12 protein-coding genes are annotated in these 17957 nt (G+C 72.6%); 4 read left to right on the top strand and 8 right to left on the bottom strand.

Annotation, left to right across the window (positions count from 1 at the left end):
- Positions 1–6: 6 nt before the first annotated feature.
- The 3 genes from QMF80_RS28945 to QMF80_RS28935 form a co-directional block, all read right to left on the bottom strand.
- Complete coding sequence (locus tag QMF80_RS28945; protein WP_283458531.1) at positions 7–1449, bottom strand: M1 family metallopeptidase; 1443 nt, start codon at positions 1447–1449, stop codon at positions 7–9.
- A 41-nt stretch (positions 1450–1490) separates the two neighbouring features.
- On the bottom strand, positions 1491–5480 hold the full coding sequence (locus tag QMF80_RS28940; RefSeq protein ID WP_283458527.1) for a Pls/PosA family non-ribosomal peptide synthetase: 3990 nt from the start codon (positions 5478–5480) through the stop codon (positions 1491–1493).
- Positions 5481–5821: 341 nt separating this feature from the next.
- Positions 5822–6025, bottom strand: a complete 204-nt coding sequence (locus tag QMF80_RS28935) for a hypothetical protein (RefSeq protein ID WP_283458525.1) — start codon at positions 6023–6025, stop codon at positions 5822–5824.
- 169 nt (positions 6026–6194) lie between these two features.
- Here QMF80_RS28935 and QMF80_RS28930 point away from each other — a divergent pair, with 169 nt between their 5' ends.
- Positions 6195–6413 (top strand): hypothetical protein, encoded by a 219-nt coding sequence (locus tag QMF80_RS28930; RefSeq protein WP_283458523.1) that lies wholly within the window; start codon positions 6195–6197, stop codon positions 6411–6413.
- Here QMF80_RS28930 and QMF80_RS28925 read toward each other — a convergent pair.
- The 3 genes from QMF80_RS28925 to QMF80_RS28915 all read right to left on the bottom strand — a co-directional run bounded on the left by QMF80_RS28925 (position 6403) and on the right by QMF80_RS28915 (position 9364).
- Positions 6403–7035: a hypothetical protein gene (locus QMF80_RS28925; protein WP_283458521.1), complete on the bottom strand. Its 633-nt coding sequence runs from the start codon at positions 7033–7035 to the stop codon at positions 6403–6405. The genes QMF80_RS28930 and QMF80_RS28925 overlap by 11 nt on opposite strands.
- A 1-nt stretch (position 7036) precedes the next feature.
- Positions 7037–7579, bottom strand: a complete 543-nt coding sequence (locus QMF80_RS28920) for a hypothetical protein (protein ID WP_283458520.1) — start codon at positions 7577–7579, stop codon at positions 7037–7039.
- A gap of 96 nt (positions 7580–7675) precedes the next feature.
- On the bottom strand, positions 7676–9364 hold the full coding sequence (locus QMF80_RS28915) for an ABC transporter family substrate-binding protein (RefSeq protein WP_283458519.1): 1689 nt from the start codon (positions 9362–9364) through the stop codon (positions 7676–7678).
- 266 nt (positions 9365–9630) lie between these two features.
- Here QMF80_RS28915 and QMF80_RS28910 point away from each other — a divergent pair, with 266 nt between their 5' ends.
- The 3 genes from QMF80_RS28910 to QMF80_RS28900 are packed head-to-tail and all read left to right on the top strand — an operon-like array spanning position 9631 to position 13637.
- The gene (locus QMF80_RS28910) at positions 9631–10614 is read left to right on the top strand and encodes an ABC transporter permease (protein ID WP_283458518.1); all 984 of its coding nucleotides are present in this window, start codon (positions 9631–9633) and stop codon (positions 10612–10614) included.
- A 24-nt stretch (positions 10615–10638) separates the two neighbouring features.
- The gene (locus QMF80_RS28905) at positions 10639–11592 is read left to right on the top strand and encodes an ABC transporter permease (RefSeq protein ID WP_502962946.1); all 954 of its coding nucleotides are present in this window, start codon (positions 10639–10641) and stop codon (positions 11590–11592) included.
- Positions 11589–13637 carry a dipeptide ABC transporter ATP-binding protein gene (locus tag QMF80_RS28900; RefSeq protein WP_283458517.1) on the top strand — a complete coding sequence of 683 codons (2049 nt, stop codon included), beginning with the start codon at positions 11589–11591 and terminating at the stop codon, positions 13635–13637. The genes QMF80_RS28905 and QMF80_RS28900 overlap by 4 nt, the downstream gene beginning before the upstream one ends.
- A 302-nt stretch (positions 13638–13939) precedes the next feature.
- Here the strand turns inward: QMF80_RS28900 and QMF80_RS28895 are convergent, their stop codons facing one another.
- Positions 13940–16330 carry an ATP-binding cassette domain-containing protein gene (locus tag QMF80_RS28895; RefSeq protein WP_283458516.1) on the bottom strand — a complete coding sequence of 797 codons (2391 nt, stop codon included), beginning with the start codon at positions 16328–16330 and terminating at the stop codon, positions 13940–13942.
- Positions 16331–16533: 203 nt separating this feature from the next.
- Positions 16534–17919 carry a hypothetical protein gene (locus QMF80_RS28890; protein ID WP_283458515.1) on the bottom strand — a complete coding sequence of 462 codons (1386 nt, stop codon included), beginning with the start codon at positions 17917–17919 and terminating at the stop codon, positions 16534–16536.
- Between the last annotated feature and the right edge of the window lie 38 nt (positions 17920–17957).

Genomic DNA, 17957 nt, shown 5'->3' with positions numbered 1-17957 from the left:
CGCCCGTCAGGCCGAGTTGCGGCTCCGGCCCGCCGCCGCGCCGTTCGTCGGCGGGTACCCTGGCCGCGCCGGGACCGAAGGCGGCGTCGACGGCTGGACCGACGGGCGCACGGGCGTGCGTACGGGCGCCGGGGGCAGTGGCGGGAGCGACGGCTCGTACAGCCAGGCCGCGAACAGGCCGTCCACCGGCTCGGCCGCGTAGCGGGCCACGTGACCCGTGAAGCCGCTGGTGGTCACCACTCCGTGCCGGTGCGCGCCGGCCCATTCGCGCAGCATGCGGAAGAACGCGCCGTCACCCAGGGCGCACCGGACCGCGTGCACGGTGAGCCCGCCGCGCTGATAGAGACGGTCGTCGAACATCAGCTTGCGGCCCGGGTCGGCCAGCGTGAGGTCCTGCGGCTGTGCGGCCAGCAACCGGTGCGCGGCGGACGCGTGTTCGTGCGCCGTGCGGCCGCCGGTGCGCTCCGACCACAGCCACTCGGCGTACTTCGCGAAGCCCTCGTTCAGCCAGATGTGCCGCCAGTCGGCGATCGTCACGCTGTTGCCGAACCACTGGTGCGCCAGCTCGTGGGCGACGAGCCGCTCGAAACCACGTGCCCCGTCCACGTGGTTGGCGCCGAACAGGGACAGGCCCTGGGCCTCCACCGGGACGTCGAGTTCCTCGTCGGCGACGACCACCGCGTACTCGCCGAAGGGGTAGGGCCCGAAGAGTTCCTCGAACAGCCGCATCATGGCGGGCTGCCGGGCGAAGTCGCGGGAGAACCGGGGCAGCAGGTGCGCGGGCACGTGGGCGCTCTGCGGCACGCCGTCGAGCCCCGGGTCGCCGAGCAGCACCGTCTGGTACATGCCGATGGACAGCCCGACCAGGTAGCTGGAGGTGGGCGCGGACTGCTCGTACACCCAGGTCGTCGTGCTGGACCGGGTGGTCCGGGTGAGCAGCCGCCCGCTCGCCACCACCGTGTACGCGGAAGGGGTGTTGACCGAGATGTGGTAGGAGGCCTTGTCGGCGGGCCGGTCGTTGCACGGGTACCACGAGGGCGCGCCGACCGGCTGGCTGGCCACCAGCGCGCCGTCGGTCAGCTCCTCCCAGCCGATGCCGCCCCAAGGACTGCGCACCGGCTTGGGGTTGCCCACCCAGCGCACCTCCACCGTGAAGGCCGAGCCCGCGGGCAGCGGCTTGGCCGGACGGATGCGCAGCTTCCCGGCGCGGTGGGTGAAGTGCGTGGCCCGGCCGTCCACCAGGACCCGGCCCACCTTGAACTCGGCCAGGTTCAGATGGAACTCGACGAGCGCGGCCCGCCCGGCGATCGCGCTGAGCCGGGCCGTCCCGGCCAGCCGGTTGGGGCCCGGCCGGTACTCCAGAGCGAGTTCGTACCGGTGCACACGGTAACGGGAGTCGCCGTTGGCCGGGAAGTACGGGTCCGATCCCGCTGTCGTCTGGCCGCTCATCGCCGCTTGCGCTCCCTGTGCCGTGCTGTGCCCGGACCCTCTCAGGTCCACCATGCCTCGATCGGATTGCCCAGCCAACGGGTGTCACCGGGGACGGATTCCCCCGCCATCACCAGCGAGGCGGGACCCAGCGTGCTGCGGGCTCCGACCGTGCTTCCGGGCAGGACGATCCCGCCCGGGCCCAGGGTGGCGCCCTCGCGGAGGACCACAGTATCCGTCCTCAAGATCCGGTCGTGGAAGAGGTGCGTCTGCAGCACGCAGCCGCGGTTGACGCTGACCGCGTCCCCCAGCACCACCAGGTCCGTCTCCGGCAGCCAGTAGCTCTCGCACCACACGCCCCGGCCGACCGTCGCCCCGAGCCCGCGCAGCCACAGGGACAGCACCGGAGTACCGGGCACCGAGCCGACCAGCCACGGCACGGCCAGCACCTCGACGAAGGTGTCGGCCAGCTCGTTGCGCCACACGAAACCGCTCCACAGCGGGTGCTCCCCGGCCCGGTGCCTGCCCACGAGCAGCCACTTCGCGGCCACCGTGACCACGCACGCCGCCAGCCCGGCGCCGAACAGGAGCGCTCCCGACAGCAGCGCGGCCACCCAGATCCCCGGGCCGCCCGCCGCCGTCAGCGCGCAGAGCGCCGCCGCCGTCAGCACGGCCAGCGCCACCGAGCAGAACACCGGGACGAGGCGGCACAGCTCCACCAGACCCCGCGCCCACAGCAGCCGGGCCGGCGGGTCGTACGTACGGCCCTGGTCGGCGGCGGGCGCCGAGCGGGGCAGCCGGACCGGCGGCAGACCCAGGTACGAGCTGCCCTTCTTCGCCTTCTTCGGGGTGGCGGACAGAACGCCGACCAGCCCGTCGTCCGGCACCGAGCGGCCCGGCGCGGTCATCCCCGAGTTGCCGAGGAACGCCCGGCGGCCGATCTCGGAGTGGCCGATCCGCATCCAGCCGCCGCCCAGTTCGTACGGCGCGGTCAGGGTGTCGTCGGCGAGGAACGCGCCCTCGCCCACCGTCGTGAGGCTCGGCAGCGCCAGCACGGTGGACACCTCCGCGCCCCGGCCGATCCGCATGCCGAGCAGCCGCAGCCACACCGGGGTGATCAGCCCGGCGTACAGCGGGAACAGCGTCTCCCGGGACAGGTCCATCAGCTGGGTGACCGTCCAGGCCTGCCAGCCGATCCTGCTGTGCGTGGGATGGACGCCCGTACGCAGACCGAGGCTGAGCAGGCGTACGGAGACCAGCAGCAGCAGCGCGTACGCGAACCCGAAGGCCAGCGCCCCCGGCACCACGGCGAGCAGTGCCCCCCGCAGCGCCTCGGCCGCCCCGGCCCCGGCGGGTACGAACCGGCCCGCGACGAGCAGGGCGGGCAGGCCGGCGAGCACGGGCAGGGCGCTGAGGCCGAAACCGGCCGCCCCGTACGCGGCGCGCCAGCCGACCGGACGGGGCGGCCGCTCCTTGGGCCAGTTGCGCTTGGCCTTGCCGAGTTTGGTGGCGGGCGCTCCCGCCCAGCGCTGGCCGGTCGGTACCTGACCCACCACGGCGGAGCCGGGGGCCACCTCGGCCCGCTTGCCGACCCGCGCCCCGGGGAAGAGCAGGCTGCGCGTGCCGACGACCGCGCCCGCACCGACCTTGACGGGGCCGATCTCCAGCCGGTCCCCGTCCAGCCAGTGCCCGGAGAGGTCCACCTCGGATTCCACGGCGCAGCCGCGGCCGAGCTTGAGCATGCCCGTGACCGGGGGCAGCGCGTGCAGGTCCACCTCGGGGCCGATCTTCGCGCCGAGGGCCCGCGCGTACCGCTCCAGCCAGGAACCGCTGAGCGAGGTCGCGCCGACGTACTCGGCGAGCCGCTCGGCCGTCCACAGCCGCAGGTGCACGCTCCCGCCGCGCGGGTAGCGGCCCGCCCTCACCCCGCGCAGCAGCAGGCGCGCGCCGCCCGCCGCGATCGCCAGCCTGCCCGGCGGGCTGAACAGCAGCGCCGCCCCGGCGGCGACGAGCCACCACGAGGCGGTGGGCGCCCACGGGTAGCCGCCGAACCAGTGCAGTACGTTGCCCAGGGCCAGTACCGCCACCGTCCAGCGCAGCCCCACCAGGGTGAACAGCGGGAGCAGCAGGAGGGACTGGATCACCTTGGCCCGCAGCGGCACCGGCGCGACGGTCCGGGCCGCGCCGTCGTCCCGTACGGACTTCTCCAGCCGCCGGGCCAGCTTGCGCAGCGTGGGCTGCTGGTAGATGTCGAGGACGGCCGCGCGGGGGTAGCGGGTGCGCAGCCGGGTGGTGAGCTGGGCGGCGGCGAGGCTGTTGCCGCCGATCGCGAAGAAGTCGTCGGCGGCGCCGCCGACCGTCACGCCGAGGGTCTCGCTCCACTGCTCGGCGAGCCAGGCCTCGGTGCCGTACAGCTCCTCGGTGGGGCCGGTGGTCTCCAGGGCGGGCAGCGGCCAGGGCAGCGCGCCCCGGTCCACCTTGCCCGAGGTCCGGGTCGGCAGCTCGTCGACCGGAGCGAGCAGCGGCACGAGGGCGGCGGGCAGCTCGGCGCGCAGCCGCTCGACCGCCCCCGCGTGGTCCCAGCCCTCCTGGACGACGAGGTAGCCGACGAGCAGCTGATTGCCGCTGCGCGCCGTACGGACGGCGGCGGCCGCGCCCGCGACGCCGGGCAGGGCCTGCAGCGCCGCGTCCACCTCGCCCAGCTCGATGCGGCGGCCGCCCAGTTTGATCTGCTCGTCGCCGCGGCCGAGGAACACCAGCCCTTCCGGTTCCGCGCGGACCAGATCGCCGCTGCGGTAGGCGCGCTGCCAGCCCAGGGACGTCAACGGGGCGTACTTCTCGGCGTCCTTGTCCCGGTCGAGGTAGCGGGCCAGACCGACGCCACCGATCACGAGCTGGCCGCTGCCGCCCATGGGCACGGGCTCGCCGGACTCGTCGACCACGGCCAGCTCCCAGCCGTTCAGCGGGAGGCCGATCCTGATCGGTTCCTCGCCGGTCAGCAGCGCGGCGCAGGCGACGACGGTGGCCTCGGTGGGGCCGTACGTGTTCCAGACCTCGCGCCCCTCGGTGACCAGGCGCTGCGTCAGCTCGGGCGGGCAGGCCTCCCCACCGAAGATCAGCAGCCGTACTTCGCCCAGGTCCTCGGGCTCCCAGAGCGCGGCCAGGGTCGGCACCGTGGACACCACGCTGATCTCCTGGTCGACCAGCCAGGGTCCGAGGTCGGCGCCGCTGCGCACCTGGGAGCGGGGGACGGGCACCAGGCAGGCGCCGTGCCGCCAGGCCAGCCACATCTCCTCGCAGGAGGCGTCGAAGGCGACGGACAGCCCGGCCATCACCCGGTCGCCGGGGCCGATGGGCTCCTCGGTGAGGAACAGGTCGGCCTCGGCGTCCACGAACGCGGCGGCGCCGCGGTGGGTGACGGCGACGCCCTTGGGCTTGCCCGTGGAACCGGAGGTGAAGATGATCCACGCGTCGTGCCCGGGCCCGGGCCCGGGGCGCGCGGCGGCCGGGGCGGTGGCCGCGTCGGCGGGACCGGTGACGTCGATGCGCTGTCCGGCGCCCAGCACGGCCCGGACGCCCGCCTCGCCGAAGACCAGCTCGGCCCGCTCGTCCGGGTCCTCGGCGTCGACGGGCACGTAGGCGGCGCCCGCGGCGAGTACGGCGAGGACCGCCGCGTACAGCTCGTTGGTGCCGGACGGCACGCGTATGCCGACGCGGTCGCCGAGCCCCACCCCTGCGGCCGCCAGGGCGCGCCTGCGGCGCTCCACCTCGGCGGCCAGGGCCCGGTAGGTCAGCCGGGTGGTCCCGTCGTCCAGGGCGGGTTCGTCGGGGTACGCCCGCACCGAGGCCTCGAAGATGTCGACGAGGGTGCGGGGCGGGGCGGCGGCCCCGGCGCGGAACAGGGCGGACTTCCCGGAGCCCCCGGGATCCCCGCGCTCCCCGGACCGCTCGGGCTCGCCCGGCGCTCCGTACCGCTCGGGCCGCTCGGGCTCTGCGGGGAGGTTCCCGTCGTCGAGCGGAGTGATCTCACCGCGCTCAGGTGTGGCTGCCATCGGCCCTCGCGTCTCGGTCCCGGAACCGCCCGGGCCGCCGGGCGGAGCCCAGGTGTGCCCGGGTTGTTCCGGTCCAGCGCCAAACAACCGGCCAGTGTAGTGCCGCGTCAGGCAATGTTTGCCCGGCGAGGAGCGGCGTCCGGTGCGTGCTCCGGGCGTGTCGGCCGAAAATCCTTGTGCGGGACGTACGTGGGCTTTCGGCCGGTGTGGCGAGAGTGCGTGCGGGGCGTCGCGACGGGGCGAAGGCTGCCTGACGCGGCACTAGTGGGCCGCCGAGGATCTTGATGCCGACGTCTTGCGCCTGGCGCGGAGGGGACGGTGTGGCCGCGGGGCCGCCGAGCTCAGGTACCGGCTTCGGTGGACCCCGCAGGTCCGCGCATGAGCTCCTGGAAGGACGCCATGCAGGGCAGGCAGTGATGGTCGGTGACGGGGCTTCGGGCGGGCTGGAGCGGCCGCCCGCACAGAGTGGCGAGGCGGTCGTGGGCGACGACGTGCCATACGAGCCCGGTACCGGTGACGGCCTCGCCGACCTGCATTTCGTACATGGCGGCTCCCGGTGGTGGACGTGCGCTGTCCTGACCCACGAAAGCAGGGTCCGGCCGACGCGGCCCGTCGTGCCGCCGTCGTACCCGCCGTCGGCGGAGTGCGGGCGGGCCACGGGGGCGCGAGGATGGTCGGCGTACCCGAGGTCCCCCATCGACCAGGAGCCCTTCCATGGACCAACGCCCCGAGCGGGACGAACGCCCCGAGCGCACGGCGCACACGAGCAGCCCGCTCCCGGCGGGCGGCGGAGCGGGCGCCGCCCCGGGCATGCAGCTGCCAGTGAGCCCGGATTCCCCGGGCTCACTGGCAGCGGGCGACTACTGGTTCGACGACACGCCGGCCGGTGGTGGCGGCCGTCCCCCGGGGGCCGCCACCACCCTCAGGTGTTGAGCAGCCGGTTGAAGAAGGACCGGTACTGCTGGAGCGCCAGTCGCAGTTCCTCGGTGGCGACCTGCTCGCCCTGGTCCCACTGACCCTCCAGTCCCTGCTTGCGGGAGGAGAAGGTCTCGGCGAGGGTCCGCATCACCTCGGCGACGAGCTTGTCCGCCGACCGGACGGCGTCCTGCGGGTCGTCGACGAACCGGCCCTGGATGTCGCTCCACGACTTCCGGTACCCCTCGGCGTCCTGGACGCCGAGCAGCGGCTCGTCCGTCGTCGGGGCCTGTCCGTCTCCGCCGGCCATGCCCCGGCCGTCGTCCTGGCCGAACCCCTGGCCGTCCTCGCCGCCGGTGGTCCGCCCGCCGAGCGGGTCGTCGTCACGGCTCCCGAGGTCCGTGTCCGTACCCCCGGCGCCATCGTCGGCGGTGGTCTGCCCGGTGGCCTCGCCCGGATAGAGGGGCACCTGCCGCTCCTCGTCCGCACGCAGGGTCGACGGCGCGGACGCGCCCGACGCGGGACGGGCGATGTCCTCGGTGGTCAGCTCCGAGTCCTCGGTCCGGTCCTGATCCGGATCCCGGCGCGGGTCCAGATCCTGGTCCGCGTCCCGATCGTTCCTCGCTCCGTAGTTCTGCATGTCACCGGCTCCTCTGGTCGCTCAGCAGCTCCTCGAACAGCGCGCGGTAGTGCACCATCGCCCCGCGGAGTTCCTCCGTCGTCGTCCGTCCCGCGCTGGTGCGCACCTTCACGTCGTGCGCGGCGCGGTAGTGCTCCAAGGTCCGTCCGTGTTCCACCGACAGGTCGCGCAGCTGTCCGCCGAACCCCTCCGTGGGGTAGCCACGCTCGCGCATCAGCCGGGTGACCAGCTCGTCGGCCTCGCCGACGGAGCCTTCCGGCCGGTCGACGAAGCCCTCCTGGACGCCGCTCCACTCCTGGGCGTACTGCTGGCGCCGCTCAACCGGCAGTTCCTTGATCTCCAGCTCGGCGTGCCGTTCCTCCCGGGAACGCAGCTCCCGCTCTCCGGCCAGCCGGCCTCCTTCCGCCTCGACTGTTCGCTCGTACTCGGGTCCGAACCTGTTCTGCAGATGCCGTCGCCGGGAACTCATCCACAACCCGACGGCGAGTGCGCACACCAGGACCGCGGCGATCACGATCACGATGATGAGCATGGTGTTCGACATGGTCGGCCTCCATCCGGGGCGTCGTCAGCCTCTGTCGCGCGGCTGCCCGCACAGCGCCGGGCCAAACCCCGGGGAGGCCGCGCCCGGCGGCCGGGGCTACTTCTGCCAGCCGACCTTGGTGTAGTCGACGTCGGACAGTCCGACCGCGCCGTCGTTCGCCAGACCCTTGCGGGCCGCCACGATCTCCGGCCGCTGGTACAGCTCGATGGAGTGGCCGAGCTTGAAGATCTCCACGTCGGCCTCGTTGTAGAGCGTGAGCGCCTCGGCGTGGTCGGTGGTCTGCCCGGCCCGCTTCAGCAGGTCGTCGATCCGGGGGCTGCCGACCGAGCCGAAGTTCTGGAAGAGGTTGGCGCCTTGGGGCTGCTGGAAAACCGGGATGAGCTTGGACGTGTAGGCCGCGTCGACGTTGCGGAAGCTGACGAGGTCGAAGTTCCCGGTGTTCACGAACTTGTTGAAGTAGTCGTTCGCCGGAACCTTGTTGATGTTGACCTTCACGCCGACGGCGCCCAACTGCTGCTGCACCAACTGGGCCTGGTCCTCCTGGGAGGAGGAACCGCCCGCGCTCAGCGTGTAGTCGAGAGCCAGTTCCTTGCCGTCCTTGGTGCGCGGCTTGCCCTGGCCCGCGTCCTTCCAGCCCGCCTCTTCGAGCAGCTTGCCCGCCTTCGCCGGGTCGTAGGTGTCGAACTCGCTGGAGTTGTCCTTGTACCCCGCCTGGTTCGGCATGAAGAAGTGGCTGTTGAGCGGCTTCAGTTCGAAGGAGAGGTCCTTGGCGAAGCTGGCGTTGATGCCCTTGCGGTCGATGGCCGCCTGGAGCGCGTTGCGCACCTTGACGTCCTGGAGCGGGCCGCGTCCGGCGTTGAGGGTGATGTGCACCTCGTCCCAGCGGGCGCCGCGGCGGATGTCCGCGGTCGGGTCCTTGACCAGCCGCTTGTAGTCCTCGGGCAGGAGCGCGGGCGCCTCGTCCAGCTCCTTGTTGAGGAAGGCCTCGGTGCGTGCGGAGCGGTCCAGGACGCGGTAGACGATCGAGTCCAGCACGGGCTTGTCGCCCCACCATTGCGGGTCGGGGACCAAGGTGATGGTCTGCGCGGTCTTGTCGTACGCACCGATCTTGAAGGCACCGGAGGTGACCGGCGCCTTCTCCCCCCAGCCCTTGTTGAACTTCTCGGGGGTGTCGATGTACGCGGCCGGGTACAGCGGGTCGAAGAGCCGCGTCCAGTCGGCGTACGGCTTGTCGAAGGTGACCTTCACGCCGTGCTCGTCGGCGCCCTGCTCGACCTTCGCTATCTGGTCGTAGCCGGAGGTGTCGGCGGCCTCGTAGGCCTTGTCCGAGCCGTTCAGCGCTTTCCACTGCGCCTCGAAGTCCTTCCAGCCCAGCGGCGTCCCGTCCGACCACTTGGCCTTCGGGGCGAGCTGGTACTCCACCACCTGCGGGCTGGTCGAGACGACCTTCGCCGAGACGAGGAAGGCGGTGTTGGGCTGACCGACGCCCTTGGCGTCGGCGTAGAAGAGGTGCGGCAGCACGGTCCGCGCGATCTCCGCGGCGTCGCCCTGCTGCCCGTCGACCTGGTTCACGTTGTACTGCGTGATCCACTGGTCGATGGCGATCTTGACGGAGCCGCCCTGTTTGAGGGCGCTCACCGGCTGGGCGTTGGTGCTCTGCCCGTCGACCGCGGGCGCCGCTTCCTTGGCCGCGGGCTTCGCGTCCGTCCCGGAGGAGTCGCAGGCGGACACCGTCAGGGTGGCCGAGACGGCTGCGGCCAGGGCGATGAGCGTGGTTCTGCGCATCGGGATACGTCCTCCGTTTTCGAGGCGGCCTGATCGAGGCCGCAGACTGCGCCGACCGTAGGAGATCTTGCGCTCCCGAGGGAGGGCTGCTGGAATCACGTTATGTTTTTTTTGCATGTCCGCAACAAACAACGGCCAAGATGATCAACACGCCGATGAACCGGACCTGTTGAGCCGCCGCGGCAGTGATACCCAAGTGACCCCTGGGAATCACGTTCTTCCGACGAATCCCTTGCGGATCACGAGCACTGCGGAGGTCCCCACCCGTGGCCGCCTACCTGGCCAAGCGGCTCGGCTACTACGCCGTGCTGTTACTGGCCGCCGTCCTCCTCTCGTACCTGCTCGCCTCCTACGCCCTCGACCCCCGCGCGTACTACGAGGGCCGCCAGCCCCCCCTGTCCGCGGCGTCCGTGGACCACCACCTCACCGCCCTCGGCGTCAATGACCGCACCCCGCTGCTCTCCCGGTTCACCTCCTGGGCCGGGCACGCGGTGCGCGGCGACCTCGGGCAGACCATCGACGGAACCCCGGTGGGCGCCGAGTTCGGGCGGCGGATCGGGGTCAGCCTGCGGCTGCTGCTGCTCGGTACGATCGCCGGCACCGTGCTCGGGGTGCTCGCGGGGGCCTGGACGGCCGTACGCCAGTACCGCCCGGCCGACCGGGCGATGACCATCGCCTCGTTCGCGCTGCTCTCGACTCCCGTGTTCCTGCTGGCCGTTCTGCTGAAGATCGGCGCGATCTGGTTCAACGAGAAGACCGGAACGGACGTCATCCAGTTCACCGGGGAGAAGACCCCCGGCGTCGACTCCGGGTTCTGGGCGGTGGCCAAGGACCGGGGCGTCCACCTGCTGCTGCCCACCATCTCCATCGCCCTCGGCGCGATCGCCGGGTACAGCCGCTACCAGCGCTCGACCATGCTGGACGTACTCGGCTCGGACTACCTTCGCACCGCCGCCGCCAAGGGACTGCGGCGCCGGACGGTACTGCTCAAGCACGGCCTGCGCACCGCCCTGATCCCCATGTCGACGTACTTCAGTTACGGATTCCTGGCCCTGTTCACCGGCGCCACCTTCACCGAGACGATCTTCGGCTGGCACGGCATGGGCGAGTGGTTCATCTCCTCCATCGGCAAGAACGACGTCAACTCGGTCGTCGCCGTCAATGTGTTCGCCGCCGTGATGGTGCTCCTGTCCGGCTTCCTCGCCGACGTACTGCACGCCGCGCTCGACCCGCGCATCCGCAATGCCTGACGCACCCACCGGAGAACCCCGACCATGACCGCCGTGATCGAGAACAGCGTCCCGGGCGCGGCGGGCACCGCCCGCCCGGCCGGGCGCACCACCGTCGTACTGCGCCGGTTCCTGCGGGGCCGCAGCGCCCCGGCCGGCGCCGCAGTCCTGCTGCTGCTCTTCCTGCTCGCCTTCGCCGGGCCGCTCGTCAGCCCCTGGGACTACAGCCACATCGACTACACCGCGCTGCGGTCCGGACCCGGCGCCGCGCACTGGTGGGGCACCAACCGGATCGGCCAGGACGTCTTCGCGCAGACCGTGCGCGGACTCCAGAAGTCGCTGCTCATCGGGCTGTTGGTGGCGCTCTTCTCGACGGTGCTGGCCTCACTGGTGGGCGCCTGCGCCGGGTACTTCGGCGGCTGGCCGGACCGGCTGCTGATGTTCTTCGTCGACCTGCTGCTCGTCTTCCCCTCGTTCCTGATCATCGCGATCATCTCGCCCCGGCTGCGGAACGGCGGCTGGGTCGCGTTCGTCGGGCTGCTCGCCGTGTTCGGATGGATGATCACGGCGCGGGTGGTCCGGTCGATGACGCTGTCGCTCAAGGAGCGGGAGTTCGTCAAGGCGGCCGTGTACATGGGGGTGGGGCCGCTCCGGATCATCTGGCGGCACGTCCTGCCCAACATCGCCTCGTTCCTCATCATCGACGCGACGATCGCGGTCGGCGGGGCGGTGATGAGTGAGACCGCGCTCTCCTACTTCGGGTTCGGCGTACAGGCTCCGGACGTCTCGCTCGGCACGCTCATCGCGAGCACCACCGGGGCGGCGGTCACCTACCCCTGGATGTTCTTCTTCCCGGCCGCGCTGCTGATCGTCTTCGTGCTCGCGGTGAACCTGGTCGGGGACGGGCTGCGGGACGCGCTCGACCCGACGTCCCGGCGCGCCGCGCGCCGGGCGCCGCGCCGCGCGTCCGCCCCCACGGCCGAAGGAGGACGACGATGAGCGCCGCACCCGCGGTCCTGACCGTCGAGGACCTGGAGGTCGACTTCGACGGGCTGCCCGCCGTGCGCGGGGTCAGTTTCTCCCTGGCTCGCGGTGAAGTCCTCGGCCTGGTCGGGGAGTCGGGGTCCGGCAAGTCCGCGACCGCGCTCGCGATGCTCGGCCTCCTTCCGGCGAACGCCGCCGTACGGGGCTCCGTGCGGCTCGGCCCCACCGAACTGGTCGGCGCTTCGGACACCGCGCTGACGGCGGTGCGCGGGCAGCGGATCGGGATGGTGTTCCAGGACCCGCTGTCGGCCTTCACCCCCGTCTACCGGATCGGGGACCAGATCGCCGAGGCGGTACGCGCCCACCAGGACGTCTCCCGGGCCCGGGCTCGGGCCCGGGCCGTGGAACTCCTCGACCTGGTCGGGATACCCGAACCCGGGGTCCGGGCCCAGGCGTTCCCGCACGAGTTCTCGGGCGGGATGCGCCAGCGGGCGATGATCGCGATGGCCATGGCCAACGATCCCGACGTACTCCTGGCCGACGAGCCGACGACGGCCCTGGACGTCACCATCCAGGCCCAGGTCCTCGACGTACTGCGCACGGCCCAGCGGGAGACCGGGGCGGCGCTGGTCCTGGTCAGCCACGACTTGGGGGTGATCGCGGGCACGGCGGACCGGGTCGCGGTGATGTACGCGGGGCGGATCGTGGAGACGGGGACGGCGTCCGAGGTGTTCGGGCGGCCCTCGATGCCCTACACGATGGGACTGATCGGGGCCGTACCCCGGCTGGACACGGCGGGCGGCGCGCTGGTCCCCATCCCCGGTTCGCCCCCGGCGGCGGGACAGGTGGGCGCGGGCTGCGCCTTCGCGCCGCGCTGCCCGATGGCGCAGGAGCGCTGCACGGCCGAGGTCCCGCGGCTGCGGACCCTGGACGGCGGCGGTCACTCCGCCGCCTGCGTCCGCTCCGGTGAGATCGGCGAGAAGGGGCTCGGGGTCCTGGACGTCTACCCCGTGCCCGACATCCCGGAGGTCCCGCGACAGGCCGCCGGTGACACGGTGTTGAAGGTGACCGGTCTCGTCAAGACCTTCCCCGTGCTCAAGGGGGCCGCCTTCAAACGGCGGGTGGGAACCGTGCACGCCGTGGACGGGGTGGACCTGGAGATCCGCGCGGGTGAAACCCTGGCGCTGGTGGGCGAGTCGGGCTCCGGCAAGTCCACCACCCTCTTCGAACTGCTCCACCTCGCGCGGCCCGAAGGCGGCGCGGTCGAACTCTTCGGGAAGACCCCGGCCACGCTGGGCAGGGCCGAACGCCGAGCCCTGCGGGGGCAGGTGCAGATCGTCTTCCAGGATCCCATGGCCAGCCTCGACCCCCGGATGCCGGTCGGCGACATCATCGCCGAGCCCCTGCGCGCGCAGGGAGCCGACCGGGCGAGCGCCGCCCGGCGGGTACCGGAGCTGCTCGAACAGGTCGGGCTCGACCGGGCGGCGGCCGAACGCTTCCCGCACGAGTTCTCCGGCGGGCAACGCCAGCGCGTCGGGATCGCCAGGGCGCTCTCCGTCGGACCGAAGCTGCTCGTCCTCGACGAACCCGTCTCGGCCCTGGACGTGTCCGTACAGGCGGGCGTGCTGAACCTGCTGCGCGGGCTCAAGGCCGAGCTGGGGCTCGCGTACCTCTTCGTCTCGCACGACCTGTCCGTCGTACGGCACATCGCGGACCGGGTCAGCGTCGTCTACCTCGGGCGGACCGTCGAGGCGGGGACCGTCGAGGACGTCTTCGAGCGCCCCCGCCACCCCTACACGCAGGCGCTGCTCTCCGCCGTGCCGCTGCCCGACCCGGAACGCGAGCGCGAGCGGCAGCGCGGCCGGATCCTGCTGGTCGGCGACCCGCCGAGTCCCACCCGGCGCTACGAGGGCTGCCGGTTCCGGGGGCGCTGCCCGGTTTACGTACGACTGGATCCGCGGCAGCGGCAGCGGTGCGCGACCGACGAACCGCAACCGACGTCCCACGCGGCCGACCACGTGGCGTCGTGCCACTTCCCGGAGGTACGGGAGGTGCTCTGAGGGCCGCGCGCACTGCGGGTCCCGGCCCGCACGGCGGGAGGCGGGTCCGGCCGTGTGCGCTGTCGTGCCGGTACCGGGGGCGCGGAGGGGAAACCGGGGGCCGGGACGGTCCTGGGTTCGGGGGGGTGCCGGACCGCGGGAACGCGGCGGCGCCCGCCTTCCGGCCGTCCCCGGAGGGCGCTCCGACGTTCGGCGCGCCCGGGGTGCGGGGCGCCCCGAGCGGAGACCTGTTCACGCCCGGCGACGCGGTCGTGGTCCTCGTCGGCCACCACCTCCTGAACCGCTCCGCGCGGAGCCGCCGGTCAGGGGCCGACGTACTGCGCCAGGTGCTGGCCGGTCAGCGTGGAGCGGCCGGCGACGAGCTCCGCGGGCGTGCCCTCGAAGACGATCCGGCCGCCGTCGTGGCCCGCGCCCGGGCCGAGGTCGATGATCCAGTCGGCGTGCGCCATCACCGCCTGGTGGTGCTCGACGACGATCACCGACTTCCCGGAGTCGACGAGCCGGTCGAGCAGGCCGAGCAGCTGCTCGACGTCGGCGAGGTGCAGGCCGGTGGTCGGCTCGTCGAGGACGTAGATCCCGCCCTTCTCCGCCATGTGCGTGGCCAGCTTGAGCCGCTGGCGCTCCCCGCCGGAGAGGGTGGTGAGCGGCTGGCCGAGGCCCAGGTAGCCGAGACCGACGCCCGAGAGCCGCTCCAGGATGGTGTGCGCGGCGGGGAGGCGGGCCTCGCCCGCGCCGAAGAACTCCTCGGCCTCCGTCACCGACATCGCGAGGACCTCGCTGATGTCGCGGCCGGCGAGCCGGTGTTCCAGCACCGACGCCTGGAACCGCCTGCCCTCGCACTCCTCGCAGGGGGTGGCGACGCCCGCCATCATCGCGAGGTCGACGTAGAGCACCCCGGCGCCGTTGCAGGCGGGGCAGGCGCCCTCGGAGTTGGAGCTGAACAGGGCGGGCTTGACGCCGTTGGCCTTCGCGAACGCCTTGCGGATCGGGTCGAGCAGCCCGGTGTACGTCGCCGGGTTGCTCCGCCGCGAGCCGCGGATCGCACCCTGGCCGACCGACACCACACCCGCACCCGCCGGGACCGACCCGTGCACCAGGGAACTCTTGCCGGACCCGGCGACGCCGGTGACGACGACCAGCACCCCGAGCGGGATGTCGACGTCGACGCCGCGCAGGTTGTGCTTCGTCGCGCCGCGGATCTCCAGGGCGCCGGTTGAGGTGCGTACCGTCTCCTTGACGGCGGACCGGTCGTCGAAATGACGGCCGGTGACGGTGTCGGCGGCCCGCAGCCCCTCCACGGTGCCCTCGAAGCAGACGGCGCCGCCCGCCGTTCCGGCGCCGGGGCCCAGGTCGACGACGTGGTCGGCGATCACGATCGTCTCCGGCTTGTGCTCCACCACGAGCACCGTGTTGCCCTTGTCCCGCAACCGCAGCAGCAGCGCGTTCATCCGCTGGATGTCATGGGGGTGCAGGCCCGCGGTGGGCTCGTCGAAGACATAGGTGACGTCGGTGAGCGGGGACCCCAGGTGGCGGACCATCTTGACGCGCTGGGCCTCCCCGCCCGACAGGGTGCCCGCGGGCCGGTCCAGCGAGAGGTACCCGAGCCCGATCCCGGTGAACGAGTCGAGGGTCTGCCGCAGCGTGGCGAGCAGCGGGGCCACCGAGGGCTCGTCGAGCCCGCGGACCCATTCGGCCAGGTCGCTGATCTGCATCGCGCAGGCGTCGGCGATGCCGATCTTCTTGATCTTCGAGGACCGGGCCGCCTCGCTGAGCCGGGTGCCGTCGCACTCGGGACAGGTCGTGAAGGTCACCGCCCGGTCCACGAACTCCCGGATGTGCGGCTGCATCGCCTCCCGGTCCTTCGACAGCATCGACTTCTGGATCTTGGGGATCAGCCCCTCGTAGGTGAGGTTCACGCCCTCGACCTTGACCTTGGTGGGCTCGCGGTACAGGAAGTCCCGCATCTCCCGCCTGGTGTACTTGGAGATCGGCTTGTGCGGGTCGAGCAGGCCCGACTCGGCGTAGACCCGTACGGTCCAAAAGCTGTCCGAGGTCCAGCCGGGAATGGTGAAGGCGCCCTCGGCGATCGACTTGGAGTCGTCGTACAGCTGGGTGAGGTCGATGTCGGAGACCGAGCCGCGTCCCTCGCAGCGCGTGCACATGCCGCCGGTGCGGCTGAAGGTCGCCTTCACCGTCTTCCTGGCGCCGCGCTCGACGGTGATGGCGCCGCTCGCCTTGACCGAGGGCACGTTGAAGGCGAACGCGCCGGGGGGCCCGATGTGCGGCCGGCCGAGCCTGCTGAAGAGAATGCGCAGCATGGCGTTGGCGTCGGTCGCGGTGCCCACCGTGGAGCGGGGGTCGGCGCCCATCCGCTGCTGGTCGACGATGATCGCGGTGGTCAGGCCTTCGAGTACGTCGACCTCGGGGCGCGCCAGCGTCGGCATGAAGCCCTGGACGAAGGCGCTGTACGTCTCGTTGATCAGCCGCTGCGACTCCGCGGCGAGGGTGCCGAACACCAGGGAGCTCTTGCCCGACCCGGAGACGCCCGTGAACACCGTCAGCCGTCGCTTCGGGATGTCGACGCTGATGTCCTTGAGGTTGTTCACGCGCGCGCCGTGCACGCGGATCAGATCGTGGCTGTCGCCGCCGTACGACCCGGGCGACTGCTGGTCCGTCCTCGTGCCCCTGCTCATCGTGTCTCCTCCGTCGGGCGGCGCCGCCCCCGCGGTCTGCGGCGGCGGCGCCTGGCTCGTTCGGAAACGCTACGGGCTGCGTGGCCGGAACCGCTTCTCCATTCCTGACCCGTTCCGTGCGGATTGTCGGGGACGGCCCGAACCGTCTCACCCAGGAGCGGCATCCGCCGTTGGTCCACGGGGGCGGAAGGCCCTGCGCGGCACTAGCTTTTGGTCCGGCCGCTCACGAGGGGCCACTCGCGGGTGAGGGCGCCCAGCGGGATCCGGCGTTCGAAGACCGGCGTCCCGAAGAGGGACAGCTGCGCGTGCAGCTGGCCGCTGAGGCCGAAGCCGCCGTACAGCGCCCAGGCCGCGTGCGCGGAGGCCGCGCCGCCGGTGGCGGCGGACGCCTTGGCGTCGGCCTCGCCGCGCAGGTAGGGAGCGAAGTCGGCGGAGACGCCGACGGCCCCGTACAGCCCCACGGAGGCCTCGGCGCCGAGCGCGCCCTTGATCCGGCCCGCGGCGGTGACCTCGCTCGTCACCGGTGTGCTGTGGACGTTCGAGGTGCTGACCGGGGTCCAGCCCGGGCCCGTCGCGTAGGCGCCGCCGACGCGGAAGTCGCCCTTGACGTCCTGCCGGACATCGAGGGTGACGCGCCCGTCGGCCTCGACCTGGACGTAGACGGTCAGGTCGAGGTCGACGACGACGGGGACCGGACCCACCTGGATGACCGGAGCGCTGTGCAGCTTCGCGAACGGGATCCGCCGGGGGGCGCCCGTACTCGCGGCGGCGCGGCCCTTGAGGCTCCACTGCGAGGACCAGACACCGCTCATGCCGAGGAAGGCCGAGCGCGGGCCGGAGCCGCCCGAACCGTCGTACGAGAACTCCACGGTGGGCGCGAGCTGGACGAAACCGGAGACCGAGGCGGCGGCCTGCACGGGGGCGTCCGGGGCGGTGTCGACGGGCGCGGTCACATCGAGCCGCAGGCTGCCCAGGGGCAGCGTGGCGCCCTGGGGCCCGAACCGGGCCCCCTGGCTCCTGGCCCAGGAGAAGGTGACGCCCTTCATCAGGGGCTCGACCGTGACCGACGCCGGGTCGACGGGGACCCTGCCGTCCGCCTTGTCGGCGTCGAGCACGGCGGACAGGGTCGTGGGGGCCGTCTGGACCTCGGTGCCGAGGGAGGTCTTCCGGCCGACCTCGGTGACCTTCGCGAGGAGTCCGTCGGGGGCGCCCGGAGCCGGTGCGCTGGCGACGACGTCGCCCACGGCGACGGGTGGGGCGGGCGCGGGGGAGTGACCCGGCGCCGAAGGTGCTTGCCGGGTATCGGATATGACGGCTCGTCGGGTCTGCCGGTCGTAGGAGGCGACCTTCAGTGAGGACTTCGTCGGGGCTCCCCGCCCGGCGCCGGCGCGGCCCACAGCCGTCGGCGCGGGAGCGCCCTGCGGCGCGGCGGCCACCTCCAGCCGCTGGGCGCCGTCGGCCGCCGGTGACGGAGCGGTCGCGGGTGTGGGAGCCGCCGCGCCGGTGGGGGTGGCGGTCGAGCAGCCGGTGGCGGTGAGCGCCAGGGTGGTGAGGCCGGGGAGCAGGAGGCGTCTGGCGAGCATGCGCACGTACGTGGGACCTTCTGGCTGGGGGAGAGGGGGAGAGG

Origin of the sequence: Streptomyces sp. G-G2 (assembly GCF_030063135.1) — a bacterium.
GTDB lineage: Bacteria > Actinomycetota > Actinomycetes > Streptomycetales > Streptomycetaceae > Streptomyces.
Note: the sequence above shows the minus strand (reverse complement) of the source record. Positions and strands in the feature narration are given on the sequence as shown.

Bases quoted from the DNA above. Each gene is read 5' to 3' on its own strand.
- QMF80_RS28945 (WP_283458531.1), bottom strand. From the start codon at position 1,449: ATGAGCGGCCAGACGACAGCGGGATCGGACCCGTACTTCCCGGCCAAC.
- QMF80_RS28940 (WP_283458527.1), bottom strand. From the start codon at position 5,480: ATGGCAGCCACACCTGAGCGCGGTGAGATCACTCCGCTCGACGACGGG.
- QMF80_RS28935 (WP_283458525.1), bottom strand. From the start codon at position 6,025: ATGTACGAAATGCAGGTCGGCGAGGCCGTCACCGGTACCGGGCTCGTA.
- QMF80_RS28930 (WP_283458523.1), top strand. From the start codon at position 6,195: ATGGACCAACGCCCCGAGCGGGACGAACGCCCCGAGCGCACGGCGCAC.
- QMF80_RS28925 (WP_283458521.1), bottom strand. From the start codon at position 7,035: ATGCAGAACTACGGAGCGAGGAACGATCGGGACGCGGACCAGGATCTG.
- QMF80_RS28920 (WP_283458520.1), bottom strand. From the start codon at position 7,579: ATGTCGAACACCATGCTCATCATCGTGATCGTGATCGCCGCGGTCCTG.
- QMF80_RS28915 (WP_283458519.1), bottom strand. From the start codon at position 9,364: ATGCGCAGAACCACGCTCATCGCCCTGGCCGCAGCCGTCTCGGCCACC.
- QMF80_RS28905 (WP_502962946.1), top strand. From the start codon at position 10,639: ATGACCGCCGTGATCGAGAACAGCGTCCCGGGCGCGGCGGGCACCGCC.
- QMF80_RS28900 (WP_283458517.1), top strand. From the start codon at position 11,589: ATGAGCGCCGCACCCGCGGTCCTGACCGTCGAGGACCTGGAGGTCGAC.
- QMF80_RS28895 (WP_283458516.1), bottom strand. From the start codon at position 16,330: ATGAGCAGGGGCACGAGGACGGACCAGCAGTCGCCCGGGTCGTACGGC.